The organism is Georgenia sp. Z1344 (assembly GCF_057652375.1).
Genome location: NZ_CM172728.1, coordinates 1,249,643 through 1,273,449, shown reverse-complemented (window position 1 = coordinate 1,273,449; position 23,807 = coordinate 1,249,643). Strand labels below are relative to the sequence as shown.

21 protein-coding genes are annotated in these 23,807 nt (G+C 74.3%); 9 read left to right on the top strand and 12 right to left on the bottom strand.

The annotated features are described in order from the left end of the window. The first annotated feature begins 217 nt into the window (after positions 1 to 217). On the top strand, positions 218 to 781 hold the full coding sequence (locus tag AC24FB_RS05635) for a TlpA family protein disulfide reductase (RefSeq protein ID WP_425710258.1): 564 nt from the start codon (positions 218 to 220) through the stop codon (positions 779 to 781). Further along, on the top strand, positions 778 to 1,569 hold the full coding sequence (locus tag AC24FB_RS05630) for a cytochrome c biogenesis CcdA family protein (RefSeq protein WP_425714673.1): 792 nt from the start codon (positions 778 to 780) through the stop codon (positions 1,567 to 1,569). Before AC24FB_RS05635 ends, AC24FB_RS05630 begins: the two co-directional genes overlap by 4 nt. Before the next feature lie 312 nt (positions 1,570 to 1,881). Here AC24FB_RS05630 and AC24FB_RS05625 read toward each other — a convergent pair whose 3' ends face one another. From AC24FB_RS05625 to AC24FB_RS05615, 3 genes are all read right to left on the bottom strand, one after another. Continuing rightward, complete coding sequence (locus AC24FB_RS05625; RefSeq protein ID WP_425714674.1) at positions 1,882 to 3,360, bottom strand: CAP domain-containing protein; 1,479 nt, start codon at positions 3,358 to 3,360, stop codon at positions 1,882 to 1,884. Positions 3,361 to 3,609: 249 nt separating this feature from the next. Next, a complete protein-coding gene (locus AC24FB_RS05620) occupies positions 3,610 to 4,506 on the bottom strand; it encodes a dihydrodipicolinate synthase family protein (protein WP_425714848.1) in 897 nt (298 codons plus the stop codon). Positions 4,507 to 4,599: 93 nt separating this feature from the next. Further along, positions 4,600 to 6,111 carry a CHAD domain-containing protein gene (locus AC24FB_RS05615; RefSeq protein ID WP_425714675.1) on the bottom strand — a complete coding sequence of 504 codons (1,512 nt, stop codon included), beginning with the start codon at positions 6,109 to 6,111 and terminating at the stop codon, positions 4,600 to 4,602. Between the two features lie 216 nt (positions 6,112 to 6,327). Here AC24FB_RS05615 and AC24FB_RS05610 point away from each other — a divergent pair, with 216 nt between their 5' ends. Beyond that, the gene (locus AC24FB_RS05610) at positions 6,328 to 7,173 is read left to right on the top strand and encodes a hypothetical protein (protein ID WP_425714676.1); all 846 of its coding nucleotides are present in this window, start codon (positions 6,328 to 6,330) and stop codon (positions 7,171 to 7,173) included. A 71-nt stretch (positions 7,174 to 7,244) separates the two neighbouring features. Here the strand turns inward: AC24FB_RS05610 and AC24FB_RS05605 are convergent, their stop codons facing one another. From AC24FB_RS05605 to AC24FB_RS05590, 4 genes are all read right to left on the bottom strand, one after another. Then, on the bottom strand, positions 7,245 to 7,844 hold the full coding sequence (locus AC24FB_RS05605) for a response regulator (protein ID WP_425714677.1): 600 nt from the start codon (positions 7,842 to 7,844) through the stop codon (positions 7,245 to 7,247). Positions 7,845 to 7,897: 53 nt separating this feature from the next. After that, a complete protein-coding gene (locus AC24FB_RS05600; protein ID WP_425714678.1) occupies positions 7,898 to 9,262 on the bottom strand; it encodes a sensor histidine kinase in 1,365 nt (454 codons plus the stop codon). Positions 9,263 to 9,267: 5 nt separating this feature from the next. Beyond that, positions 9,268 to 10,467, bottom strand: a complete 1,200-nt coding sequence (locus AC24FB_RS05595; protein WP_425714679.1) for a DUF418 domain-containing protein — start codon at positions 10,465 to 10,467, stop codon at positions 9,268 to 9,270. A gap of 124 nt (positions 10,468 to 10,591) precedes the next feature. After that, positions 10,592 to 11,149: a Uma2 family endonuclease gene (locus AC24FB_RS05590; RefSeq protein ID WP_425714680.1), complete on the bottom strand. Its 558-nt coding sequence runs from the start codon at positions 11,147 to 11,149 to the stop codon at positions 10,592 to 10,594. 187 nt (positions 11,150 to 11,336) lie between these two features. On the opposite strand from AC24FB_RS05590, the gene AC24FB_RS05585 reads away from it, so the two are divergent. The 4 genes from AC24FB_RS05585 to AC24FB_RS05570 all read left to right on the top strand — a co-directional run bounded on the left by AC24FB_RS05585 (position 11,337) and on the right by AC24FB_RS05570 (position 14,755). Then, positions 11,337 to 11,954: a phosphoribosylanthranilate isomerase gene (locus tag AC24FB_RS05585; protein WP_487561181.1), complete on the top strand. Its 618-nt coding sequence runs from the start codon at positions 11,337 to 11,339 to the stop codon at positions 11,952 to 11,954. 121 nt (positions 11,955 to 12,075) lie between these two features. Further along, positions 12,076 to 12,447, top strand: a complete 372-nt coding sequence (locus tag AC24FB_RS05580; protein WP_425714682.1) for a YciI family protein — start codon at positions 12,076 to 12,078, stop codon at positions 12,445 to 12,447. Then, a complete protein-coding gene (locus tag AC24FB_RS05575; RefSeq protein WP_425714683.1) occupies positions 12,435 to 13,685 on the top strand; it encodes an RNA polymerase sigma factor in 1,251 nt (416 codons plus the stop codon). Before AC24FB_RS05580 ends, AC24FB_RS05575 begins: the two co-directional genes overlap by 13 nt. Positions 13,686 to 13,954: 269 nt before the next feature. Continuing rightward, positions 13,955 to 14,755 carry a hypothetical protein gene (locus AC24FB_RS05570; RefSeq protein ID WP_425714684.1) on the top strand — a complete coding sequence of 267 codons (801 nt, stop codon included), beginning with the start codon at positions 13,955 to 13,957 and terminating at the stop codon, positions 14,753 to 14,755. 156 nt (positions 14,756 to 14,911) lie between these two features. Here AC24FB_RS05570 and AC24FB_RS05565 read toward each other — a convergent pair whose 3' ends face one another. Together AC24FB_RS05565 and AC24FB_RS05560 are read right to left on the bottom strand one after the other, a co-directional pair. Then, a complete protein-coding gene (locus AC24FB_RS05565; RefSeq protein ID WP_425714685.1) occupies positions 14,912 to 16,672 on the bottom strand; it encodes a chaplin family protein in 1,761 nt (586 codons plus the stop codon). A gap of 80 nt (positions 16,673 to 16,752) precedes the next feature. Next, positions 16,753 to 18,483, bottom strand: coding sequence for a hypothetical protein (locus tag AC24FB_RS05560; RefSeq protein WP_425714686.1), 1,731 nt, complete (start codon positions 18,481 to 18,483; stop codon positions 16,753 to 16,755). A 299-nt stretch (positions 18,484 to 18,782) separates the two neighbouring features. Between AC24FB_RS05560 and AC24FB_RS05555 the strand changes: the two genes are divergently transcribed. Then, on the top strand, positions 18,783 to 19,511 hold the full coding sequence (locus AC24FB_RS05555) for a DUF1345 domain-containing protein (protein WP_425714687.1): 729 nt from the start codon (positions 18,783 to 18,785) through the stop codon (positions 19,509 to 19,511). A 92-nt stretch (positions 19,512 to 19,603) separates the two neighbouring features. On the opposite strand, the gene AC24FB_RS05550 is transcribed toward AC24FB_RS05555, so the two are convergent. Then, positions 19,604 to 20,800: a sensor histidine kinase gene (locus AC24FB_RS05550; protein ID WP_425714688.1), complete on the bottom strand. Its 1,197-nt coding sequence runs from the start codon at positions 20,798 to 20,800 to the stop codon at positions 19,604 to 19,606. After that, positions 20,797 to 21,498 (bottom strand): sensor domain-containing protein, encoded by a 702-nt coding sequence (locus AC24FB_RS05545; RefSeq protein WP_425714689.1) that lies wholly within the window; start codon positions 21,496 to 21,498, stop codon positions 20,797 to 20,799. Before AC24FB_RS05545 ends, AC24FB_RS05550 begins: the two co-directional genes overlap by 4 nt. 260 nt (positions 21,499 to 21,758) lie before the next feature. Between AC24FB_RS05545 and AC24FB_RS05540 the strand changes: the two genes are divergently transcribed. Next, positions 21,759 to 22,385, top strand: a complete 627-nt coding sequence (locus AC24FB_RS05540) for a response regulator (protein WP_487561411.1) — start codon at positions 21,759 to 21,761, stop codon at positions 22,383 to 22,385. Here AC24FB_RS05540 and AC24FB_RS05535 read toward each other — a convergent pair. After that, positions 22,352 to 23,797 (bottom strand): LLM class flavin-dependent oxidoreductase, encoded by a 1,446-nt coding sequence (locus AC24FB_RS05535; protein ID WP_425714691.1) that lies wholly within the window; start codon positions 23,795 to 23,797, stop codon positions 22,352 to 22,354. The genes AC24FB_RS05540 and AC24FB_RS05535 overlap by 34 nt on opposite strands. Between the last annotated feature and the right edge of the window lie 10 nt (positions 23,798 to 23,807).

The window sequence follows — 23,807 nt, the reverse complement described above, 5'->3', positions numbered from 1 at the left end:
TGCGTCATCGTGCTCATCACAACGCCGGGCTCCGGCACGCCGACCACGCCCAACGCTCGTCTGCGCTCAGTTCTGGACGCCCGGGCAGACCTCGCTGCCCTGTCCCATGTCAACCGTGAAAGAGACGTTCCGGATAATGCCTGCCCCTCGTCCACACCCAGATCCCGACCACCAGGCTCGTCGCGGCCCGGGACGGCTGCGCGCTGTCGTAGCGACCGTGTTCGCCCTTGCCATCACGCTGGCCGGATGCGCACCCGGCAGCGGCGGCAGTCCCGCCGAGGTGGCCGGCGCAGGCTACGTGTCCGGTGACGGGTCCCTGTCGCTGTGGACGCCCGACGAGCGCGGTGCACCGGTCGAGATGACGGGCACGAGCTACACCGGGGAGAGCATCGACCTGACCGACTGGCGCGGGGAGGTGGCGGTGGTCAACTTCTGGTATGCCGCATGTCCGCCGTGCCGGGCCGAGGCGCCAGCCCTCGAGGCCATCGCCGAGGACTACCAGGACCAAGGGGTCCGCCTGCTCGGAGTCAACCCACGCGATGACACGGCCACCGCCCAGGCCTTCGAACGTACCTTCCAGATCCCCTACCCCTCCATCCATGACCAGAGCGCACGTGCCGTGGCCGCCTTCCAGGGCCTCGTGCCCCTGCAGGCCATGCCCACGACCGTGGTTCTGGACCGCCAGGGGCGGGTCGCGGCCCGCATCATGGGCGAGTTCGACCCCACCAGCCTGCGCGGCCTCATCGACGACACGCTCGCCGAGAGGGCCGAAGACGCATGAGCTGGGACCAGGTCGGCTCGTTCTTCGCCAGCACCGTGCTCACCGGCCCCATGCTCGCCGCGCTGCCCGTAGCCGCGCTGGCCGGATTCATCTCCTTTGCCTCCCCGTGCGTGCTGCCGCTGCTGCCCGGCTACGTCGGCTACCTCGGCGGCATGGCCGGAGCCACCACTCCGGGTGCGCAGCTGGCCGGCGGGCAGCAGACCAAGGTTCGTGACCGGCGCCTGCTGGCCGGGGTACTGCTGTTCGTCGCCGGCTTCACCGCCGTGTTCGTCCTGCTCGGCGTCATCTTCGCCTGGCTGGGGATCCTGCTCGCTCCCTGGCTGGACATGATCACCCGCATCCTGGGTGTCCTCGTGGTGCTCATGGGCCTGGCCTTCACGGGCTACGTCCCCCTCATGCAGCGCGAGCGGCGCCTGCACCTGACCCCCCGGCAGGGCCTCTGGGGCGCGCCGCTGCTCGGCGTCGTCTTCGGGCTGGGCTGGGCCCCCTGCATGGGACCGACCTTGGCCGCGGTGCTCAGCCTCGCCTTCAGCGAGGCCGATCCCGCCCGCGGCGGAATCCTCGTGTTCGCCTACAGTCTCGGGCTGGGGATCCCGTTCGTCGCCGGAGCGATGCTGCTGTCCCGTTCCACCCGGGCGCTGAAGTTCCTACGGCGCCACCGCCTCACCTTCCAGCGCCTCGGCGGCGGGCTCCTCGTCCTGCTCGGACTGGCGATGATCACCGGGCTCTGGAACTGGATCTCGGGCTACCTGCAGGGCCTCGCCGCCAACTTCCAGACCATCGTCTGACTGTCAGGAGTCCCTTCACCGCCTGCTGAGGATGGGATAGGAGCGTCGACCACAGTCAGGCCCCTTCGCCTCACTGACCTCGTGCCCGTGACAGGACCTTTCTCTCCGTGCTCACCGGCCCTGCCCACGCCGCAGCAGCTGACCCACCGGCGCCACCCGCAGCGCTCGTGCCGACACCTGCCCGCGGCGCCGGGACGACTCAGTCCCGTCAACGACGACGGGGTCACCAGTCCGATGGACCGGTGACCCCGTCGGGTCCCGCTGCTAAGGAGCGCTGGGCGGACCGACAGAGGACGGCCCGCCCAGCGTGGATCAGCGGGTCTGCTCGATGCGGACGACCCCGAGGCTGTCCGCGCCGTCGCCGTCCCAGTCGCCGAACGCGGCGACGTCGCCGTCGCGCCCGTAGCGGGTCTCGGTCACCTCGGCGTCGGAGGCCATCTCGTTCGTCACGAAGAAGTCGGCGCCGCGCTGGAGGGCGAGGCTGTCCGCACCGTCGCCGTCCCAGTCGCCCACGAGGACGAGGTCGCCGTCGCGGCCGAGCGAGATCTCGCCGTCCACGCCTGCGCCGGTCGGGTCGTTCGTCCAGATGACGTCGGAGCCGCGGCGGACGCCGAACGTGTCCGTGCCGTCGCCGTCGAAATCACCCACGAGGAGGGTGTCCCCGTCGGCGCCGAAGGCGGCGAGCTCGATCTCGCCCGGGTTCTCGAGGTCGTTGATGATCTGCAGGACGTTGCCGTCGCGGACCGCGAACGTGTCCGTGCCGTCGCCGTCGAAGTCGCCCTGGACGATCTCGTCGCCCGGCTCCCCGAGCCGGAGGACCTGCTCGGCGGGGCCGGTGCCGAGGGTGTTCGTCAGGTGGATCTCGTTCCCGCGGCGCACGGCGATCGAGTCGGACCCGTCGCCGTCCCAGTCGCCGACGAAGATCTCGTCGCCCTCGACGCCGTAGAGGAAGTTGTGCGCGGCGTCGCCGGCGAGCTCGTCCGAGAGCAGGAAGCGCGGGGTGCCGGGCAGCTGCTCGGGCTCGGGCTCGGGGGCCGGCTCCGGCTCGGTGCGCGCGGCGTCGCGGGAGGCGGCGTCCGCCTCGCGCGCGGCGGCGGAGTCCCGGGCCTCCTGGTCGTTCTGCGCCTCGGTCTCGCCCTGCGGCTCCGCCTCGACCTGGGGCGCGGTCTCGGGCTCCGGGGCGGGCTCCGCGGGCGCGGGCTCGGCCGGCGCGGGGGTCGAGCCGCCGGGGCCGCCGCCCGGGTAGGTGGCGAAGTTCTGGGTGGCGAACACGCGCCCGTCGGCCGAGACGGCCACGCCGACGCCGAAGTGCGTGTAGGACCCGGTGAGCAGGATGTTGTTGTGCACCGGGGAGTTGCGCCACTGGCTCATGAAGTAGTCGGCCTGGTGGTCCGGGTAGATGCCCCAGGACAGGATCTCCGACGTGCCGGTCGAGCCGGCGGGGACGGCCGAGCGGCCGTAGTCCCCGCGGTGGACCATCGAGCCGATGCTCGCCTGGTGGTTGGACCAGGACTGCGCGACCGAGTCGATGGACCCGGTGCGCGTGAGCTGGGACAGGCCGTTGGCGGCGCGGTAGGCGTTGGTCTGGGCGGCGATCGCGTTGGCGACCTGGTTCTGCCAGCCGGCGTCGGTGCGGATGACGGGGCTGACGGTGCGGACGCCTGAGGGCGTCTCGGCCGCCTGGGCGGTCGTGACGGTCGCGCTCGCGGCGGCGACGGTCAGGAGTGCGGTGGCGACCCGGGGGGCGAGGGTGCGGCGCCGGACGTGGCGGCCGCGCGGGGGTGCAAACACGTCGGTCGGTTCTCCTCGTTATCGGAACGTGACCGCGTGAGACTAAGTCGTTACCATCGGTCACGTCGAGAACCTGTGTGACATCTCACCTCTTCCGGGCGGGGGCTCACCGAAGGCGTCAAGTTGCCTCCGCGCCGCCGCCCGGACAGCTGCACAAGCTCAGTGCCAACCCATGGTGACCGGAGCCCGATCGGTCCTGCCTCTGGGTGACGGCGTTCTCGTCTCGTGCGGAGGCCGCTTCCCGCGCTGCTACCGGCCGAGCCCGAGCCCGTCGACGACGTCGGCCACCCGCGCCCGTTGAGCGCGGGTGAGGGCCCGGATCGGCAGCGGTAGGCACCAGCCCGGGACGAGGCCGAGGTGCTGGGCGATCGCCGCGGAGACCCGGGCGCTCCCGCCGAGCTCGGGGAGGAGCTCCCAGAGCGGTGCGAGGCGTGCCGACTCCGCGGCCGCCTCCTCCGGACGCCCGGCCTGCACGGCCCTGGTGATCGTGAGCATCGGAGCGGGAAGCGTGCCTCCGACCGCGGTGTACCAGGCGTCGCACCCGGCAACGAGCCCGGCGGCCCCCAGGGCGTCGCCGGAGACCCCGACGGTGACGTGATCGGGGACGGCCGTGCGGATCGCGTCGACGTGCCGACGGGCCTGAGCGGGATCCGCGGGCACGCCGGGGATCTTGATCGACGCGATACCGGGTAGTGCGGCGACGCGGGCGTAGAGCTCGGTGGTGAAGGTGAACCGTGTGGTCGTGGGGTTGTCGTACACGACCACCGGCAGGTCCGTGTGCTCGGTGACGGTGCGGAACAGCTCGAGCACGTCGTCGTCGGTCAGCGGCTGGTACGTCATCGGCGCCAGCAGCACTCCTGCCGCACCCGCCTGCTCGGCGCTGTCGACGTGCGTGAGCACCTGCGAGGTGCGCAGCGCCCCCACCCCCACGAGCACCGGGACGTCCCGGGCGTGCGCGACGGCGAGCCGGGCCACCCGCGCCCGCTCCTCGGGGTCGAGGTAGGCGTAGGAGCCGGTAGAGCCGAGGGCGGTGATCGAGTCCACGCCCGCGTCGACGAGGCGCTCGACGAGTCCGGCGAACGCGGCCTCATCGAGGTGGTCGTCCGCGAGCGGCGTGAGGGGGAAGGCGCTCAGGCCCGTGAACATGCTCGACTGCCTCTTCTCGTCGTCGTGGTGGTCGTGGTCGTGATCGCGGCCGGATGCCACGCCGGGCCGAGCTCGACCCGGCCGTCGGCCACGCTAGACCGTGGGTGACCCGGCCGTGAGGCGGGCGAGGCGCTTGCGGGCCCTGCGCAGCGCCCGCTCGCCGTGCTCGATCTCGCCCGTGAGCAGCAGCCCGTACGCGAACGTGTCCTCGCCCTTCTTCCGTGCCCTGCGCGCGCAGTCGAGGAGGTGCTCCTGCAGCATGACGGAGTCCCGGTGCGTGCCCAGGCGTTTCTGGACGGCGTGCGCCTCAGCCACGAGGTCGGACAGCTCGGGATCGAGCTCGGTACCGTTCTCGTCCTGCACGGCCACGACGGCGTAGCGCAGCCGTTTGGCCTCCTTGCGCACGTCGTGCAGGAGCTCGAGGCGCCGGTCGTCGTCCGTCTCCGCGTCCGCCTGCTCGACCAGGTCGGTGATGACGTCGACCTGCGCCCGACCGAGCCCCGCCAGCGTGCTCGCCACCGCCCCCTGCGCCGCGTCGTCCGGGGAGGCGTCCCGCCGCACGGGGACCTCGCGCGCGAACCGCTCGATCCGCTCGAGGTCGGCCCAGTGTGCGGGTCCGGCCATCGCCGAGAGAAGCGCGCGATGCGCCTTGTCATAGTTGGCCGCGCGGGTCCGGCGCAGCCGCCGCCGTGCCTTGCGGGGGACCAGGTCCGCCACGGCACCCTCCGCCCCTCCGGGCAGGTCGGCGAGCCGGGCGTCGAGCGACTCGCGCAGCACCTCCGCGTCGCGGGCGGACGCGAGCGCCCGGCCGAGGCCCTTGAGGATGGCCGAGACCTCCTTCGCGGCCCCCGGCTCGAGCAGCGGTGCGTAGACCTGGACGATCGAGCGCAGCGTCCGAGCGGCGACCCGCATGCGATGGACGGAGTCCGGCACGTCGCACCGCACGAGCGGGTCCCAGCCGACGAGGATCGACACCTGGGCGGACAGCGCAGTCGACAGGGTCGCGGCCAGGTCGCCGGTCCGCCCCCCGGCCGCGGCCCCGCGCCGGACGGGCCGACCCCCGGCGGTCCGGATCTCGTCGTCGAGCGCCTCGAGCAGCTCGGCGTCGTCCGACGTCATCGACCACTCGCGGGACGACGTCGTCGTCGTGCCCTGCGTGGCGCTCCCGACCACGTCGTCGTCGAACGTCGCGAGGACCCGTCCGCCGGGGTCGAGGACGTCGACCGGTGAGCGTCGCACGGCGCGTGCCGCGACGACGTCCACCTCGCGCCCGCGCAGCAGCGCCTGCAGTGCGTCGGTGACCTCGTCGGTGACCTCCCCGTCCTGGTCCGGGTCGACCAGCACGAGGTGCCCCCCGCGGTGCGGGACCTCGACGGCGAGCGTCGTGGCGCCGTCGAAGGTCCGGCGCAGCGCCGCCCCGTGCGTCGCCAGGACCCCGTCCTCACCCGCCAGGGTCCCGTCGGGCGTGTCGAGGAGCTCCTCGTGGACGAGGACCGTCGGGCCCGCGCGCAGCCGGTCCACCCCTGGTACGCGAGGCCGCGCCGGGAGCGGGGTGTCCTCCGCGACGCCGTACCGCCTGATCCGTCCCGCGATCGTCAGGGCCATGGTCCAGGCTATGCGCCGCCCGGTCCGGTCGGTCCAGGTGCGGGGAGGAGGGCCACGCCTGGGCCCACGCGAGCGGCAGCATGCGGAAGTGCGGCAGGCACGGTGGATCCTGCGGGACGTGCTGGCAGGATCCCGCTAGCGTCGCCGTGAGGGCCCGCGGCGCGCGAGACGGCACCGCCGCCTGCGGTCGTTGCCGGCAGCGCTGACGGAGGACGGATGGCCAGGAGACGGACACCCCCGCCGGGCGACGCGCGCACGGGCGGCCACCTGCGCCTGGTCGGCGGGACCGACCTGGTGCCCCCGCCCGAGCTGTCCGTGCGCGGCCCGTACGGGCTGCCCACGGTGCTGCTCGGTCCCGGCCTGCCCGAGCTCCTCGACGACGTCGCGCTGCCGGACGAGGCCCGGACCTGGCCGAGCCCCGAGGAGGAGGCGGCGCTGCTCACCACCTCGAGGGCGGTCCGGTGGGCGCGGCAGCTGCTCGACCTGCTGGGGCAGGGCCGGCCGACCACGCGGACCGGGGCACTGCGACGTGGCGACACCGAGGAGGCCGCCGAGCTGCTCGGCATCAGGACGTGGAACGAACCCAGGAGCTCGATGTGGGACGTCCTCGAGCTGTCGGTCGTGTGGTCGGCGCTCGTGGGCTCGGGCGCCGTCACCCTCGCCGCCACCCGCGCCCGCCCCGGCCTGCCGGTCCTCGTCCGTGGCCCCTCGATCGACGAGACGGTGCGCCGCTCCCGACTGTTCCACTCCAACGTCCTCGGTGCCTTCTTCGCCTGGCAGACCGACCCCGGGCGCGCGGCGGCCGCTCCGGCGACCGCCGTCACCCTGCTCGCGGCGGCTGGGCCGGACGGCCTGAGCGTGCCCGAGCCGCGCAGGACGACCGAGCCGAGCGACGACTGGTTCGTGTGGCTCGATCTGCTCGCGCTCGCCCGCCTCGACGTCGTCGAGCGCACGGGTGACGTCTTCCGACTGCCGCGCGCGCTCGTCCCCGCGGTGGCCGTGACCGCCGAGCGGCTCGCCGACCCGACCGGATCTCCGCTGCCGCTCGGCCGGCGGCCCTGAGCGCTGCGGCTGGGTCGGCCTGCCGGGTCTCGACGCGGGAGTGCGCCGGCGGGCGCGGGCGGCGACGCCGCTCAGAGCAGGCCGCGCCGGTAGCCCGCAGCAACGGCCGCCGCCCGGTCCGGCACCTCGAGCTTGGCGAGGATGTTCTGCACGTGCGTCTTGACGGTGGCCTCGCCGATGAACAGCGCGCGCCCGACGTCCCGGTTCGTCCGCCCCTCGGCGATCAGGGCGAGCACCTCGCTCTCGCGGGCCGAGAGCAGGGGCGGGCGCTCCGCCGCGCCGGTCCGGCCGATGACCGAGGGCGCGAGGACGGCCCGGCCGTGGACGACCTCGTGGATCGCGGCGACGATCTCCGCGCGGCTCGCGTCCTTGAGGAGGTAGCCGCGGGCGCCGGCGGCGAGGGCGGGTGCGACGTCGTCGTCGGTGTCGTACGTGGTGAGGACGAGCACCTCGGTCCCCTCGTGGTGGGCACGGACGTCCCGGACGAGGGCGACGCCGCCGCGGCCGGGCATGCGCAGGTCGGTGACGACGACGTCGACCGCGTGCCGCCGCAGCAGCGCGAGCGCCTCCTCCGCGCTCGCCGCCACGGCGACGACGCTCAGGTCGGGGGCGGCGTCGAGCTGGGCCCGCAGCCCGTCGCGGACGACCGGGTGGTCGTCGACGAGGAGCACCCGGACACGGTCCTGACCGGGGGACCCGCCCGGTGTCCGGTCGCCCGGGCCGCTCATGGGCGCGCCCCCGTCGATGCATCGGGCCACTCGGCCGCGTCCGGCCGATTCGGTGACTTCCGCGCGTCCGGTGCTGCGGGCACCGTGACGGTGATGACGGTGCCCTCGCCGGGCGTCGAGTCCACCGTCATCGTGCCCCCGGCGGTCTCGGCCCGGCCGCGCATGAACGCCAGTCCCTGGCCGGATCCCGAGCCGGAGCCGGAGCCGGTGCCGGTGACGTTGCCCGCGCCGGCCCCGCCGTCGGATCCCACGCCCGAGCCGGAGCCTCCGTCGTCGTCGTCGGGTGCGGGCGTGGTGCCGGTGCCGTCGTCGGCGACGTCGAGCGCGACGGCGTCGTCGAGGTAGGACAGCGTGACCCGGACCTCGGTGGCCCGGGCGTGACGCACCACGTTGCTCAGCGCCTCGCGCGCGCTGCGGACGAGGACGTCCTCGACGTCGGCGGCCACCTCCCGCTCCTCGCCGGTGACGATCATCGTGACCGGCAGCCCGTGGGTCCGCTGCACCCGCGCTGCGGACTCCGCCAGGGCGGCCGGCAGTGCCTGATGGGCCAGCGGCCCGGGTCGCAGCGCCCGCACCGAGCGACGGGCCTCGGCCAGGCCGTCCCGCGCGAGCGTGACGCTGGTCCGGACGCGCCCGCGGGCCGGGTGGTCCTCACCGAGCTCCGCGTCGAGGGCCTCGAGCTGGGCGACGACGCCGGCGAGCCCCGCGGCGAGCGTGTCGTGGATCTCGCCCGCCAGGCGGGCCCGCTCACTGGCCACCCCGGAGGACCGGGCCTCCGTGAGGAGCCGGCCCTGCAGCGAGCGGTTCTCCTCGACGCTGCGGGCGAGGTCGTCGTTGGCCGCGGCCAGCGCGGTCACCGCGGCGCGTCGGCGGGCGGACTCGTGCTCGACGGTGCGGATCGACCAGCCGGCCAGACCGGCGACGAGGCCCGCGGCGAGCGTGACGACGGTGTTCTCCACGGTCGGGGTGACGTCGCCGGGTCCGGCGATGACGACCCCGGACGTGAGCGCGACCCCGACGTACGCCCAGCGGCCCGGCAGCGCGTCGAACGCGAGTGGGAAGCACACGACGTAGAGCGGGAAGAAGTTGAACGACTGGTGGAGCAGGACCGCGCACAGCGCGACCAGCCCCACGTAGTAGACGGCGGACGGGAGGAGGCGGGTGCCGAGGATTCCCGGGCGGAGGGAGAACCACCCGGTGTGCCAGGCCAGCAGCGCCACGCTCCCGCCGACGAGCACGGGCAGGTTGGCCCGGCCGGTGCCGTCGGCCAGGAGCGTGAGTACCGCGGAGGCGACGAGGAGGACGTAGGGCAGCAGGATCCAGACCCGATCGGTCCAGCTGCTGCGCGGTGCGTCCGCCATGACGGTCACCGTACGGCGGACCGCGTCGGCTGCGAAGGGACGCCGTACGTGAGCCGGCGCAGCACCGCCTCGGCAGGACCGCGTCGACCCCGCCGGGCGAGGGCGTCAGCGCCCAGCACGGTGAGCAGCCACGCGAGCAGGGCGAGCCCACTCGCCGCGGCGGTACCGAGGTCGCCCCCGAGCCCGAGCGTCCACGCCGGCAGCAGCGCGACGAAGATGACGGACTGGGCGAGGTAGCAGCTCAGCGAGCGCTCGCCCGTGGCCCGCAGCGCATCGATCACGCGCCTGCCCGCGCCGCCGTCGCGGTCCCTGCCCAGGCGGCGGGCGAGCAGCGTGACCGCCGCCGCGTACCCGAGCCCGGCAAGGACGCCGGTGAGGATGTGCAGCCACGACCAGCCGACGAGGGCGATGTCCCCCGGGGTCCACACCCGGGCGGTCGCCATCGCCGTGCCGACCCCGCCGAGCAGCCCGACCGTGATGCCGACGCCGGCCGTGCGGCGCAGCAGAGAGAGGTGCGCCTCGGGGCGTTCGAGGATCCGGCGCCGGCCCGCCCAGACACCGACGAGCATCGGCGCGCCGACGGTGAGCAGGCCGACCGGACCCATCAGCCACTCGACCGGGCGCCACACGAGCGCCTCGATCGGGTCGCCGATGGCGAACGACCACATGTGGCCGCGCTGGGTCGTCACGGCGCCGTCAGCGTAGACGAGTCCCTGGATCGCGGAGGCGACCACGAGCCAGACCACGGCCGCGCGCAGCAGCGCCCGGTCCGAGATCTGCAGCACCCCGGCGAGGACGAGACCGAGAAGCCCGTACCAGCCGAGGATGTCCCCCGAGAACCCGAGGAGGGCGTGGCCGGCGCCGAACGCGACGAGCCAGAGCGAGCGGCGGCGCAGCAGGCGCCGCACGTCGTCCTCGCCGAGCCCGCGGTCGCGCTGCCGGTCGGCGATCCGCACGAGCCCGTAGCCGAACAGCGCGGCGAAGAGCGGGTAGGCGCGGGCGTCGACGGCCAGGGCGACGACGAGGGTGACGGCGCGGTCGAGCACGCCGTCCTCGACGATGTGCTGGCGTAGCCCGTAGGGGCGGTCGTGCAGGTAGATCGCCACGTTGGCGACCGCGATGAGGGCGAGCATGAGACCGCGGGCGAGATCGGGGGCGAGCGCGCGGGCCGGTCCCGGGTCCGTGGTGGTGGTTGATCGGTCCATGCGGTCGACGCTATGGACGCGGACGCGCGGCCGGATCAGCCGATCGGCGGAGGGGGGCGCGGGACCGCGGCACTGGCGCACGACGCCCGCGATGGCGCAAGCTCGCCAGGATCGAGTCCGGCGGTCAGTCGGGCGGGCGGACGAGCTCGGCCGGCACGACGTCGACGTCGAACGGCGCGGTGAGGTGGGCGGCCGCGGCGCCGCTCGCACTCGCGACCTCCACGTACCGGCCGTCGACGAGGTCAAGGGCGAGGATGCCCGGCTCCTGAGGGTCCACGATCCAGTACGACTCGACGCCCGACTCCTCGTACTTCGAGCGCTTGAGCACCTGGTCCTTGCGGCGTGTCGACGGCGAGAGCACCTCGACGGCCAGCCGCAGCGGCGTCGTCACGTTCGCCGGGCCGGAGTCGCCGACCCCGATGACCAGCAGGTCCGGCTGCAGGGAGGTGCGGCGGTCCGGGCGCCAGTCGAACGGGGCGAGCAGCACCTCGCACCCGGGCGGACGGGCGGCGCTGAGCAGGAGGTGCAGGTTGCCGATGGCGCGCTGGTGGGCGAGGACCGGCGCCGGGGTCACGAGGAGGATCCCGTCGAGCAGCTCGTACTGCAGGCCGTCGTCGGGGATCCGGTCGAGGTCATCGACCGTCCACCCGTCCGTGCGCGGCATCACCGTCATGACGCTCATGGTCCTCCACCTCCGCCGTCGTGTCACTGCCCGTCATGCCACGAGCGTGGCCCGGCGGCCGACGGTGCGTCCGTGCGCGTCCACAGGTCGCGCGGCAGGGTGGGCCGGCACGGGCCTGTGGGCACAATGGCGTCCGGCCCGCCCCGGGTCCTGCGGGGCCCGGACCGGGAGGAGCTGCGGCGTCGTCGTGCCGAGGGAGGGAGAGCCGGTGTTCGTCAAGATCTGCGGGATGCGCACGGTCGAGGACGTGCGGGAGGCCCGCGGCGCCGGCGCCGACGCGGTCGGCATCGTCGTCAGCTCGACGAGCGTCCGCGCCGTGCCGCCCGAGGACATCCCCGGGCTCGTCCGCGCAGCGGGGGGCACGACCACCGTTCTCGTCGTCCACGACCTGCCGGTCGACGACGCCGTGGCTCTCGCGCGGGACGTCGGCGTCGACGTCCTCCAGCTCCACGGGTACGGCGAGGCCGACAACCTGCGCGGTGCCGCGACCTTCCCGCGCGTGTGGCGGGCCACCTCCGGGGCCGACGGACCGACCGAGGTCCGGGCGCACGACGAGGAGGTCCTCCTCCTGGACTCGGCGACCCCGGGATCCGGGGACACGTGGGATGTCGAGGAGCTGACCTCCCCGCACGGCCGGTGGATGCTCGCCGGCGGGCTCACGCCGGACAACGTGGCCGAGATGATCTCCCGTGTCCACCCGTGGGGCGTCGACGTCTCCAGCGGCGTCGAGGTCACTCGCGGCGTCAAGGACCCCGCGCTCATCCACCGGTTCGTCGCCGCCGCGCGCAGCGTGCACGACCGGTAGGCCCCCCCCCCACGGCGTCGGGCCGGATCGACCGGGGTGACGATCCGGGCCCCGGCCGATCGTCATCACTGTGCGCGACATCCTGGTTGCGTGAGACTGACGACGACGGACGGAGACGATCATGCGATTCGCACTGCTGCTGCACAACGGAGTGCCGGACCCGGGGCAGGTGTCGGACGAGGACATGGCGGACATGCAGCGCCTGTTCGGCGAGTACGCCGACGCGCTGACGCGGGCCGGCGTGCTCGTCGGCGCCGACATCCTCACCGCGCCCGGGGACGCGCGCACCGTCACGCGGCGGACGGGGGAGACACAGGTCCAGGACGGGCCGTTCGCCGAGACGAAGGAGGCGCTCGCCGGCGTGTTCGTCGTCGACGTGCCCGACGCGGACGCCGCACTGGCGTGGGCCGAGCGCTGCCCCGCCAGCTCCTACGGGACGATCGAGGTCCGCCCGGCCGCGACGTCGATCGTCGACGGGGCATGGACCGCCTGAGCGCCGGCACCACCCGGGACGCGCGCGAGGTCGCGCACGACGCCGCGGCGCGCGCGGCCCGGGACGCCTACGGTCGGGTGGTCGCTCTGCTCGCCGCCGCCGACGGGGACCTCCAGGCCGCCCAGGACGCCGTCGGCGACGCCCTCGAGCGTGCCCTGCGCACCTGGCCGGACCGCGGGGTGCCGGACGACCCGGCCGCCTGGCTCCTCGCCGTCGCGCGCAACCGGATGCGTGACCGGTGGCGATCCGGCGAGTCCCGGCTGACCGGCCCGCTCGACGACGACGTGGCCCGCCGTCTCGCCGTCGTCGACGAGATCGACCCGGACGCCGTGGGAGACCGACGACTCGAGCTCCTGCTCGCGTGCGCCCACCCGGACGTCGACCGGGCGGCCCGGACGCCGCTCATGCTCGACGTCGTCCTCGGCTTCACCGCCGCCCAGGTGGGACGGGCGTTCGCCGTCCCGGCCCGGACGATGGCCACGCGGCTGACCCGGGCCAAGCGGCGAATCAAGGCAGCGCAGGTCCCGTTCGAGATCCCCGACCGGCACGCCCTGCCCGAGCGGATGGCCGCCGTGCTCGAGGCCGTGTACGGCGCCTACGTCATCGAGTGGTCCACCGGTCAGGAGCCGAGCCGGCTGCCGCCGGAGGCCCGGCACCTGGCCGAGCTCGTTGCCCAGCTCGCCCCGCGCGACCCCGAGGCCCGGGGGCTCGTGGCGCTCGTCCTGCTCTCCGCCGCCCGCGCAGGTGCGGGGCTCGGCCCGGGCGGTGAGTACGTCCCGCTCGACCAGCAGGACCCGGCGCTGTGGGACCGTGCGCTGATCGCGCGGGCGCACGAGCACCTGCGCGCCGCCCACGCGCGCGGCGAGGTCGGCCGGTTCCAGCTCGAGGCCGCGATCCAGGCCGTCCACTGCGCGCGCACGCCGGAAGGGCCGATCGACTGGGCGACGCTGCGCCGGCTGCACCTCGCGCTCGACGAGCTCGCGCCGTCGCTCGGCGGCGCCACCGCACTCGCCGCGGTGCTTGGACGCACCGACGGACCGGACGCCGGGCTCGCCGTGCTCGACCGGATCGCCGACCGGACCAGCGGGTACCAGCCCGCCTGGGCCACGCGCGCCCACCTGCTGCGGCTGGCGGGCCGAGCGGACGAGGCCGCCGACGCCTACGACCGGGCGATCGCCCTCACGCACGACCCGGCCCAGCGCCGCCACCTCACTCGCCTCCGCCAGGAGCACGCCTGAGCCGCCCCCCTTCGTCGAGATTGCGGTTGGTGCACGTCGAGATTGCGGTTGGGAGCCACATTCCTGTCGAGAGCGCGGCCCAGCGCCCGCGTTCTCTCGTCGAGATTGCGGTTCGTGCGCCTCGCGCGCGTGCGGGTGGTGGACCCGAGCGCGCGCGTCGGCGGGGGACATCTGCCCCCGCCCCCTCGGTCGGGGCGCGGCGGACGGCACCTAGCGTGGTCCGCCGCGGTCGCCGGGCACCGGTGACCGGACCAGGAAGGAGCGCAGGTATGCGATGGACGCTGCAGCCGCAGCACCGGTGGATCGGCATGATCATCTTCGGCGTGATCTTCACGCTCCTGGGTGCCGGAGCGGCCGTGCTGGCGCTGGCGGTGGCATCTGGGACGAGCGACCGGCTCGCGCTCGGGTTCGTCGCCGTGCTGTTCCTCGTCGTCGGTGTCATCGCCCTCGTCCTCGCGCCGCGCGCCAGGCGCGAGATGGGGACGTCGAGCGCCGACGACCTCCGTCCCGCGGTCCCGGACCCGGTCGTCCAGGATCTCGACACCCCGTGGCCGCTCGCCGCGGTCGCCGCCGCGCTGGCCCACGAGCTGCGGGACACGCCGTACGTCGTCGCCCACAACGACGAGGTCATCCAGGTGCGGTGGGACCTGCAGGACCGGTCCTGGTGGGTGCTCGCCCAGCGGAACGGGACGAACCGCGTGTTCGAGACCCGCCTCGTCATGGCGGGCCCCGGCAAGGTCACGCGGTCCGACCACTACTACGCGCTCGACTGGCAGGCGGGCGTACCGGTCGTGGGCGCGCTCACGGGCAGCAGCGAGGGCGGTCGCGTCTGGCGCTTCGAGAAGCGCGTCGAGCTCGGGACGAGCGCCGACGGACCGACGACACCCGTGGACTACACGTTGAACACCGCCGACCTCAACACCCCGCTGCAGGCGGTCCTTGACCGGGCGGGATGGACGAAGCCGAAGCTGGGCGCCGAGGCCAAGGGTGCCCTCATCGTCGGGTTGATCGGCGCCTCCGCCGTCGTGATCGTCCCGATCGTGTTCCTCGTCCGGTGGCTGATGGGCTGACAGGCACCTTCTGCGCAAAGGGGTGCGGGTGCAGTTGTGCCTCATCGGGCGGGCGCCCGCGGGCACAGCACGGCCGCCGGTCCGGCCCCCGTGACGGAATACCGCCACGGGGACCGGCCGACGTCGACCAGTTGTCCGACCGCGAGGGGCCCTGGGTCAGACCCGTGCGAGCTTTCGCGTGAGCAGGCCGAGGACGATGAGCCCGCCCGCGAGAGCGGCGAGCGGGAGCGAGGCTCCTGCCCCCGTCTCCGGCAGCTCGTTCACCGGGCTCCCGGCGTTCGCCGACCCGTCGGTCGCGGGCGCCTGCGGAGTGGTGCCGTGGTCGACGACCTCGACCACGACCGGAGTGGTGGCGTCGACGTCCGGGCCGTTGCCGGGGTCGGTCCCCGGGTCGCTCGGATTCGTCGGGTCGGTCGGGTCCACCGGGTCAACGGGGTCCGTCGGGTCGGACGGGTCCGTGGGGTCGGTCGGGTCGACCGGGTCAACGGGGTCCGTCGGGTCGGTCGGGTCGACCGGGTCAACGGGGTCCGTCGGGTCGGTCGGCGTGACCTCGTCGACGATCTCGGTCTCCCCGATGATCGTCACCGTCGGGTCGCCGACGTCGATCGGCACGGTGATCGGCAGCGTGATGACGTTGCCGGACAGGACGTCCTCGATGAGCGACCCGGACGAGCCGGCGTCGGAGCCGGGCTCCTGGGTGACGACCACCTCCGAGACCGGGGCGACCGGTCCTGTGGTCGCAGCCGGTGCGGTCCGGTCGATGGTCGTGTCGCCGAGGAGGGACAGCGAGAGGTCGCCGACCGTGACCGGCACCGTGATCGGTGCGGTGACGGTGTTGTCCGCGACCACGTCGCTCAGCAGTCCGTCGCCGAGCAGGTCGCCCAGCAGGCCGTCGACCGGTCCGCTGTCCCCGTTCTCGTCCACGGGAGCGGCCTCGACCGGCTGGGCCGAGGTGTCCACGGTGGTGGTCGACACCGGCGCCGGGGCGGCCGGTGTCTCGGTGGTGTCGACGGTCGTCTCGCCGAGCACGGTGGCGGTGATGTCGCCGACGTCGACCGGGACGGTCACCGGCGCGGTGACGGTGTTGTCCGCGACGACGTCGCTGATCGCGGCGTCGTCGGCCGGAGCGGGAGCTGCGGGCGCGTCGACGGTGGTGGTCGACACCGGTGCGTCGGATCCCGTCGTCTCCGTGTCGCCGTCGCTCGGTGCCACGGTCTCGTCGATCGTGGTCTCGCCGAGCACGGTGGCGGTGATGTCGCCGACATCGACGGGGACGGTCACCGGCGCGGTGACGGTGTTGTCCGCGACGACGTCGCTGATCGCGGCGTCGTCCGCCGGAGCGGGTGCTGCCGGCGCGTCGACGCTGGTGGTCGACGTGGGTGCGGCGGCCGGCGCGGTCACCCCGGACTCCGTCCGCTCGACGTCGGTGGTGCCACCCACGGTGACGACCGGGTCGCCGGCCGTGACCGGTGCCGTGATCGGCAGGGTGGCAGTGTTGTCCGCGACGACGTCGAGCGCGATCGGCTCGTCGGGGTCCGTCGTCGGCGCCGGTTCGGCCGGCTCTGCCGGGACGGCCGTACCGGCGGCCTCCGGCAGCTCGGTGGGCGCCTCGTCGCCCGCGGACGCGTCGTCCGTCGTGATCTCCACCGTGGAGGTCGGCACCGCCTCGGCGGCCGGCACCTCCTCGGACCGGACGTCGGTGTCACCGAGCACGGTGGCGGTGACGTCCCCGAGGTCGATCGGGGCGGTCACCGGTGCGGTGACCACGTTGTCGGCGACGACGTCCTCGACGAGGCCGTCGAGCGTGGTGTCGTCGTCCAGCAGGCCGTCGTCGGCGTGGGCCGCTGCGGCCCCGGCGACGAGCAGCCCGCCCGAGAGCACTGTGACTCTCAGGGCATGGCGTAGCAGTGCATGCATGGTCTGTCTCCTTGGAATCTGCCGTGAGTGCGCGGATGCGCGTGGATGCGTGTGCCGGCACGCGTGCCGGCGGGCATCACTCAGGCAGGGGAGACCGGGACCTCGTGATCGACGTCGAGGAGGGCACGGTCGGCGGAGTCGCCGACCGGCCAGGACAGCTGGGTCGTGTCGAACTCGAAGCGGGCGCCGGGCGTGCTGTCGGCCCCGCCGGCCCGCACCGGAGAGTCGCCGCCCTGCGTGACGACCGCGAACGAGTGGCCCGCCTGGGCGACGGCGTCGAGGCCGTGCTGGGGACCCGAGTGCTCGGCCTCCGGTGCCAGTGCCTGCGACGGAGCGACCCGCGCGGCGACGTCGTCGGCGACCTGGACGGAGGTGGCGACGGCGGCCGGAACGACCTCGGGGACGTGGTCGGTCGCGACGTCGACGACGACGCCCGACTCCACGGCCGTGCGCGCGGCGGGCGTGGAGCTCGCGGTGATCTCGACCGCCGGGCTCTGCGACCCGGACGGGACGACCGACTCCGCCGGGTTGGGCGTCTGCGCCGGGCCCCCCGCGGGTGCCTCGGGCGCGACGGCGGTGGGCGGGACCTCGTCGGCTGCGGGCGGTGTGCCGGCGGGCGCGTCGTCCTGCGTCGGGCCGGGCTCGTCGAGCGACGGCGCGAGGATGCCGATGTCGACGACGTCCTCGACATCCACGACCGGCTCGGCGATCGTCACGACCTCGTCGACGGCGGGCCGCAGCGGAGCGACCACCGGGTCGACCGCACGGACCACCGGGGCGACGGCGTCGAGAACGGGGTCCACGACGTCGAGGACGGGAGCGGCGCCTGTGGTCACGGGCTCGACGACCGTGCCGACCGGCTCGAGCACCGGACGCAGCGAGTCCGTCACCGGTCGGACCGACTCGAGGGCCGGCGCGACGACCTCGTCGGTCACGGGCGTGAGCACGGCGTCGGTGACCGGCGTGAGCGGATCGACCACCTCTCCGACGAGCTCGCCGAGCGTCGTCGTCAGCTCCTCGACGGGCGCGGTCACCTCCTCGACGACGGGGCTCAGGGCGTCGGACAGGTAGGTGAGCGGGGATCGGTCGGCGGGCTGCCCCGCCTCGTCGGCGACCGGAGCGTCGTCGGCCGCGGCGGCGTCGCGCTCCGGGGTGGGCTCGTTCTGGGCGGCCGGTGCGGGCGCGGTTGCCGCGTCGGGCTGTGCGGGCTCGGTCTGCGTGGCCGGTTCGTGCGACTCGTCCGCGTCGACGTCGGAGGTGCCAGGCTCCGGGCCCTCGGTGTCCGCGTCGCCGGCGCCCTCCTGGCCCGGTGCGGCATCGTCGGCCGGGGCGGCGTCGCCCGGGGCGGGGGGTGCCACCTCCTCGCCGGGCGCAGCGAGCTCGTCGGCCGCGGCGGCGTCGTCGGTGACGGCTCCAGCCGGCACGTCGACGTCGACGGTGGTGTCGTGCTCGGGAGCGGGTGGGATCGCCGACGGGTCGTCGGTGGCCGCCTCGTCGGCGGCCACGGGAACGCTCTCGGCCGGCTCGGGGTCGGGCGATGGCGGGACGGCCAGCTCGACGACGGGGTCGATGACGTGCTCCGCCACCGGATCGACCACGTGCTCGCCGATTCCCTCGAGCACGGAGGTGAGCACCGAGTCCTGGGTGTCCCCCGTGGTGACGCCCTCGTCGTCGTCGGCTGCGGCCGGGGAGGCGAGCGCGATGCCGACGACGACGAGGGCGCCGGTCCCACCGAGGGCCCGCAGGCTCCGGTCGGCCCAGCGCGGCAGGCGTCCGCGCCCGCTCTGCACCTGGCCCTCGACCGGTCTCATGGCTTGTCTCGTCCCCCAGACGAATATCGCGTAGATCACACTCTATCGAGGCTGGCCGGGCCCGCAACCCGTGGGGCCGGACGATCGGGCTCCGGGACGGTGGAGCCCTCACGGAGGGGGAGGACCGGAGGGCGATGCGAGCGGACGGTCGCACGGTCGGCGTGAGGTACGACGCGGAGGAGTGGCGCCGTGGCATCCTCGGGCCCGCGACGACCGGCCGGAACGCGCGGGCCGCGCAACGGGCCGACACCGACACCCGGTGGCGAGCGCACCACGACGACAGCCTGACGAGGAGACGCATGGACCGGACCCCACGGCTCGCGAGCGAGGTCTTCCGGGGCAACGCCGCCGGGGGTGTCGCACTGGTGCTCACGCTCCTGGCCTTCGTCCCGATCATGATCTCCCGCGTGGCCGAGGTGGACGAGTACGCGACCACCGCGGAGTGGCTGCGGGACTACTTCCTGTCCCTGACCATGCCGATCTTCCTCATGTACTGGGTGCTCTTCGCGGCAACGCACGTCTTCTTCACCCACCGGGTCTTCACCCGGATGTCGGCGCGGGATCTCCGCCGGTTCGCTGCGGTCCAGCGGCGCGCCGGCCGGTCGTGGTGGCGGTCCGTCCTCGGCGAGTCGAGCGCCGAGTCGTGGACCGTCCAGGGCGGGCTCGTCGCGGCCATCGGCGTCCTCACGATCGCCCAGACCGATCAGTTCCGGACCTCGATCTGGATGATCCTGCTGGGCTTCGCCGCCGTCGCGGGGTCCTGGGCGCTCATGGTCTACGCGTACGCGACCAGGTACATGCGGCTCGACTCCGGAGGGGCCCTCGAGTTCGATCTGCTCTCCGAGCCCGGGTACCGGGACTACCTGACGATGTCCGTGCTCACCTCGACCATGCAGGGGTCCGGGGTGCGGTGCCGGACGAGCGGCGCCTGGTCGGTCATGCGGACCCACTCGATGCTCGCGTTCGCGTTCAACACGGTCATCGTCGCGATGACCGTCAGCCTGCTCGTCGGTGGCTTCGGTTCCTGAACGCGCCGCTTCGGCTCCTGACCGCGCCGCGGTGACCCCGATCGACCGCGGCCGATCGAGGTCACCGCGGCCCGCCCGCGAGGAACGTTCCCTCACCCCACCGGGAGGGTCGCGGTGACCGCGAACCCGCCCTCCGGCGTCGGGCCGATGTCCGAGGTGCCACCGAGCGCGCGGGTCCGGTCGCGGATGCCCGCGAGCCCGAGTCCGGCACCGGCCGACGCCGTCACCTCGCCCGTGGCGGGCCCGTTGACGACGGCGACACCCACCTCGTCCGCCCCGACGGCGAGCGTGACGGCCACCTCGGCGCCCGGCGCGTGCCGCAGGGCGTTGCTCAGCCCCTCCTGGACGATGCGGTAGGCGGTGAGCCCGGTGGCGGGCGGGACGGTCTCCGGGCCGGCGCCCCGGTGGTCGAACGTGATCGTCGCGCCGGAGCTGCGCGCGCCGTCGACGAGCTCGGCCACGTCGGTGAGCGACGGTTGCGGAGCGAGGTCCGCGTCCTCGGTGCCGCGCAGGATGCTGAGCAGGCCGCGCATCTCGGTGAGCGCCGAGCGGGAGGACTGCGCGATGGACGCGAACTCCGCGTCCACCTCCGGCGAGGTGTCGCTGAGGCGGAAGGGCGCCGTCGTCGCCTGGACGGAGATGACGGACATCGAGTGCGCGACGACGTCGTGCATCTCCTGCGCGATCCGGTTGCGCTCCTGGAGCTCGGTGCGCCGCTCGGACTCCTCGGCGCGGGCCCGCCGCTCCTCGGTCAGGGCGGTCCGTCCGCGCAGGAGGAGCCGGAGCCCGCTGCCGGCCGCGAGCAGGCCGGCCCCGATGCCCGCGGTGACGATCGCGTTGGCGACCGCACCGCCCGCGTCGGGCCGCAGGAGGACGGCCACGACCGAGAGGGCCGACCCGCCGAGCCAGAGGCCGGCGCCCCACCGCCACCCGTGCAGGAGCGTGAGGACGAGCAGGTTGAGGAGGAAGGCGATCATCGTCGGCACGGGCCAGGGCCACGGGGCCGACGACGACGCCGCTGCCGCCGCCGTGCCCACGGCCCCCGCGAGGGCGAGACCGAGCGAGACGGCGGGCCACCGCACGGCGAGGACGAGAGCCCCCGAGGTCGCGAACGCGAGGACCATGGAGATCGCGACGTGGACGTCGTGGACGTTCGTCAGCACGGGCCACGTGATCGGGACGAGGACGACGGCCGTGTAGATCGTCGCCAGCCAGGTCCAGCCGGTGCGCGGCGACCGGAGGGCGAGGAGGTTCCCCACCGGGTCGTGGGACGGGGTCCGCCCGGTCATCGCTGCTGCCCACCGATCGTCGTGCCCGTGGGTGTGCCGGAGAGCGCGACGGAGGTGGCGCCCGCGTCCATCAGTGCCATGAGGCGCACGACGGCCGGCGTGCTGATCGCCAGCAGGAGCCCGGCGATCCCGGTGACGAGGGCGTCGAGCCAGAAGCTCTGCGCCACGGACTCCGAGATCCAGCCGTCGGGCAGCTGGGTGAGGAGCCAGGTGAGGCCGGACATCGCGTCGTCCTCGGGCAGGAAAAGTCCCCAGAACCAGTAGGTGATCCCACCGAGCGCGGCGGCCGGCCAGATGATGGCGACGAGCCCGGTGAGCAGGCGCAGGGGGAAGGCGAGCAGGCCCTCGTAGAACAGGTCGAGCCAGCGGCGTCCGTCACCCAGGAGCTTGATCCAGCCGCCGATCCCGCCGCGGTGCTCGCGGTAGCGGGGCGGGACGACCTCGGCGCCCCAGGCCTGCAGCCGCGCCCGGGAGATCTGGGCGAACCCGGTGGCGACGACGAGGGTGAGCGGCAGGACGAGCGCGCCGATCCAGACGATGAACGTCGCGACCCCGACGGCGAAGAGCGTGACGAGCAGGACGAAGGCGATGATCGAGAGGATCATCCCCGGCAGGAGGTAGCCGAGGTCGCGACCGAGGGTGCGCAGGGTGCGGCCCGCTCGGCCCTGACTGTCGTCGGTCGGTGCGGTGGCGGTCATGTGGTCACGTCCGTCTCTGGTGGTTGAGGACAGTGTGTCGGAGCGGCCGGGTGCCGCGGTGGTCGTGTGCATGACAGGGACTGTCGCCGCGCGCCTCGCCGCTCCGCGTCACCCGCGGGTGTGAATCGGTCCCCTACGCACGGGGGAGGGGAGGCGCCGGAACGCCCCCGACGACGAGAGGCGTCCCCGGCTACCGTGTCCGGGTGAGCACACCGACCGGTACGGGCGTCGTGCGCGTCGCCGTCGTCGACGACCAGGCGATGGTCCGGCAGGGCTTCGGCGCCCTGCTCGACGCGCAGGAGGACATGACGGTGGTCGGCAGCGCGTCCGACGGCTCCGAGGTCGTCGACCTCGTGCGCCGCACCCGCCCCGACGTCGTCCTCATGGACATCCGCATGCCGAAGGTCAACGGCCTCGACGCCACCCGCGCCGTCTTCGCCATGCCGGGGGACGAGCACCCCCGCGTCGTCATGCTCACCACCTTCGACGCCGACGAGTACGTGTTCGCCGCCCTCCAGGCCGGGGCGAGCGGGTTCCTCCTCAAGGACGCCACCGCCGACGAGCTCGCCGGCGCCGTGCGCGTGGTGGCGGCCGGCGAGGCGCTGCTCTCGCCGTCGATCACCCGCAAGGTCATCACCGACTACGCGGCCCGGCCCTCGGGTCGGCCGGACCCCACCGTCCTCTCGCCGCTGACCGAGCGCGAGCTCGACGTCATGCGCCTCGTCGCGACCGGGATGTCCAACGGCGAGATCGCCGGCGAGCTGTTCCTCGGCGAGCAGACCGTCAAGACGCACGTGTCCCGGATCCTCGCCAAGCTCGGCCTGCGGGACCGCACGCAGATCGTGGTCACGGCCTACGAGTCGGGGCTCGTCGCCGTCGGACGGTGACCCGGCGGCTGAGCGGACGGCTGGTCGGCCGTCCGGCCGGGCGGTGCGCCCGGCGCGAGGTGCTCGCGGAGCGTTCCGCCCCGGTAGTCGCGACGCAGGCGCCCGCGGCGCTGGAGCTCGGGGACGACGCCGTCGACGAACTCCGTCAGCGAGGACGGGTACAGCGCCGACATGACGACGAAACCGTCGGCGGCCTCGGCGTCGACGATCGCGCACAGCTCGTCCGCGACCGTCGCCGGGGAGCCGGTGGGCTGGGGCTTGAGCTGGCTGATCGCCTGCCGCTGGGCGAGCTCGCGGACCGTGAGGTCCTCCGCCCGGCTCGCGCGCAGCAGCATGTCCTCGAACCCCTCGCTCCCGGTCGCGCCCCGGTGGGCGATGAGGAGGTCGGCGGCGCGGGCATCCGGGTCGAGGTCGTCCGCGTGCAGGAGGCGTCCGAGCATCGTGAGGATCTCGCGTTCGTCGAGCAGCGCAGCCATCTCCTTCAGGCGGGCGCGGGCTGCGTCGTCGGTCGCGGCCACCACGGGCTGGACCGCGGCCAGCACCCGCAGGTCGTCCGGGTCCCGGCCCCACGCGGCGGCGCGGGCGCGCAGGTCGGTGCGCAGCGCGCGCATCGCGGCCGCGTCCTCGGCGACGACGAACACCACCTCGGCCCAGCGGGCGGCGAAGGTCCGGCCCCGCTCCGAGGCGCCCGCCTGCATGAGCACCGGTCGTCCCTGCGGGCTGCGCGGCAGCGTGACCGGTCCTCGGCTCAGGGCGACCGCCTCCGGGTCCGCACCCGCACCCGCACCCGCACCCGCATCCGCGTCTGCCTCCGCACTCGCGCCTGTGTCCGGGACCCGGTGCACGTGCGCCGGGTCCGCGAACATCCGGCGTTCCCGGTCGAGCACGAGGGCGTCCGGCCCCCACGAGTCCCACAGGTCCAGGACGGTGCGCACCACGCGGTCGGCCCGGTCGTAGCGGGCCGCCTTGCTGGGCATCGCGGACAGGCCCATGTTGCGGGCCTCGGCGTCGGTGGTCGAGGTGACGACGTTCCACGCCGTCCGGCCGCCGGAGAGGTGGTCGAGGCTGAGCATGGTGCGGGCGATGGCATAGGGCGGCAGGAAGGTGGTCGACATCGTCGCGCCCACACCCAGGTGCGTCGTGGCCGACGCCGCCACCGTGGCCAGGGTGACGGGGTCGAGGTAGATCGCCCCCTTGCCGCCGGTGCGGACGGTGGTCGCGTAGTCGCCGGCCGCGTCCTCGGGGACGGCGAGGGCGTCCGGGAAGAAGATCATGTCGAACCGGCCGCGCTCGAGCGTGCGGGCGAGGTCGGCGTAGAACGACGCGCCCAGCCAGTCCCCACGCGAGAGCGGATGGCGCCACGACTCCGCGTACTGGCTGGTGGGGGCGTTGACCAGGGCGACGAGGTGCATGGGTCTCTCC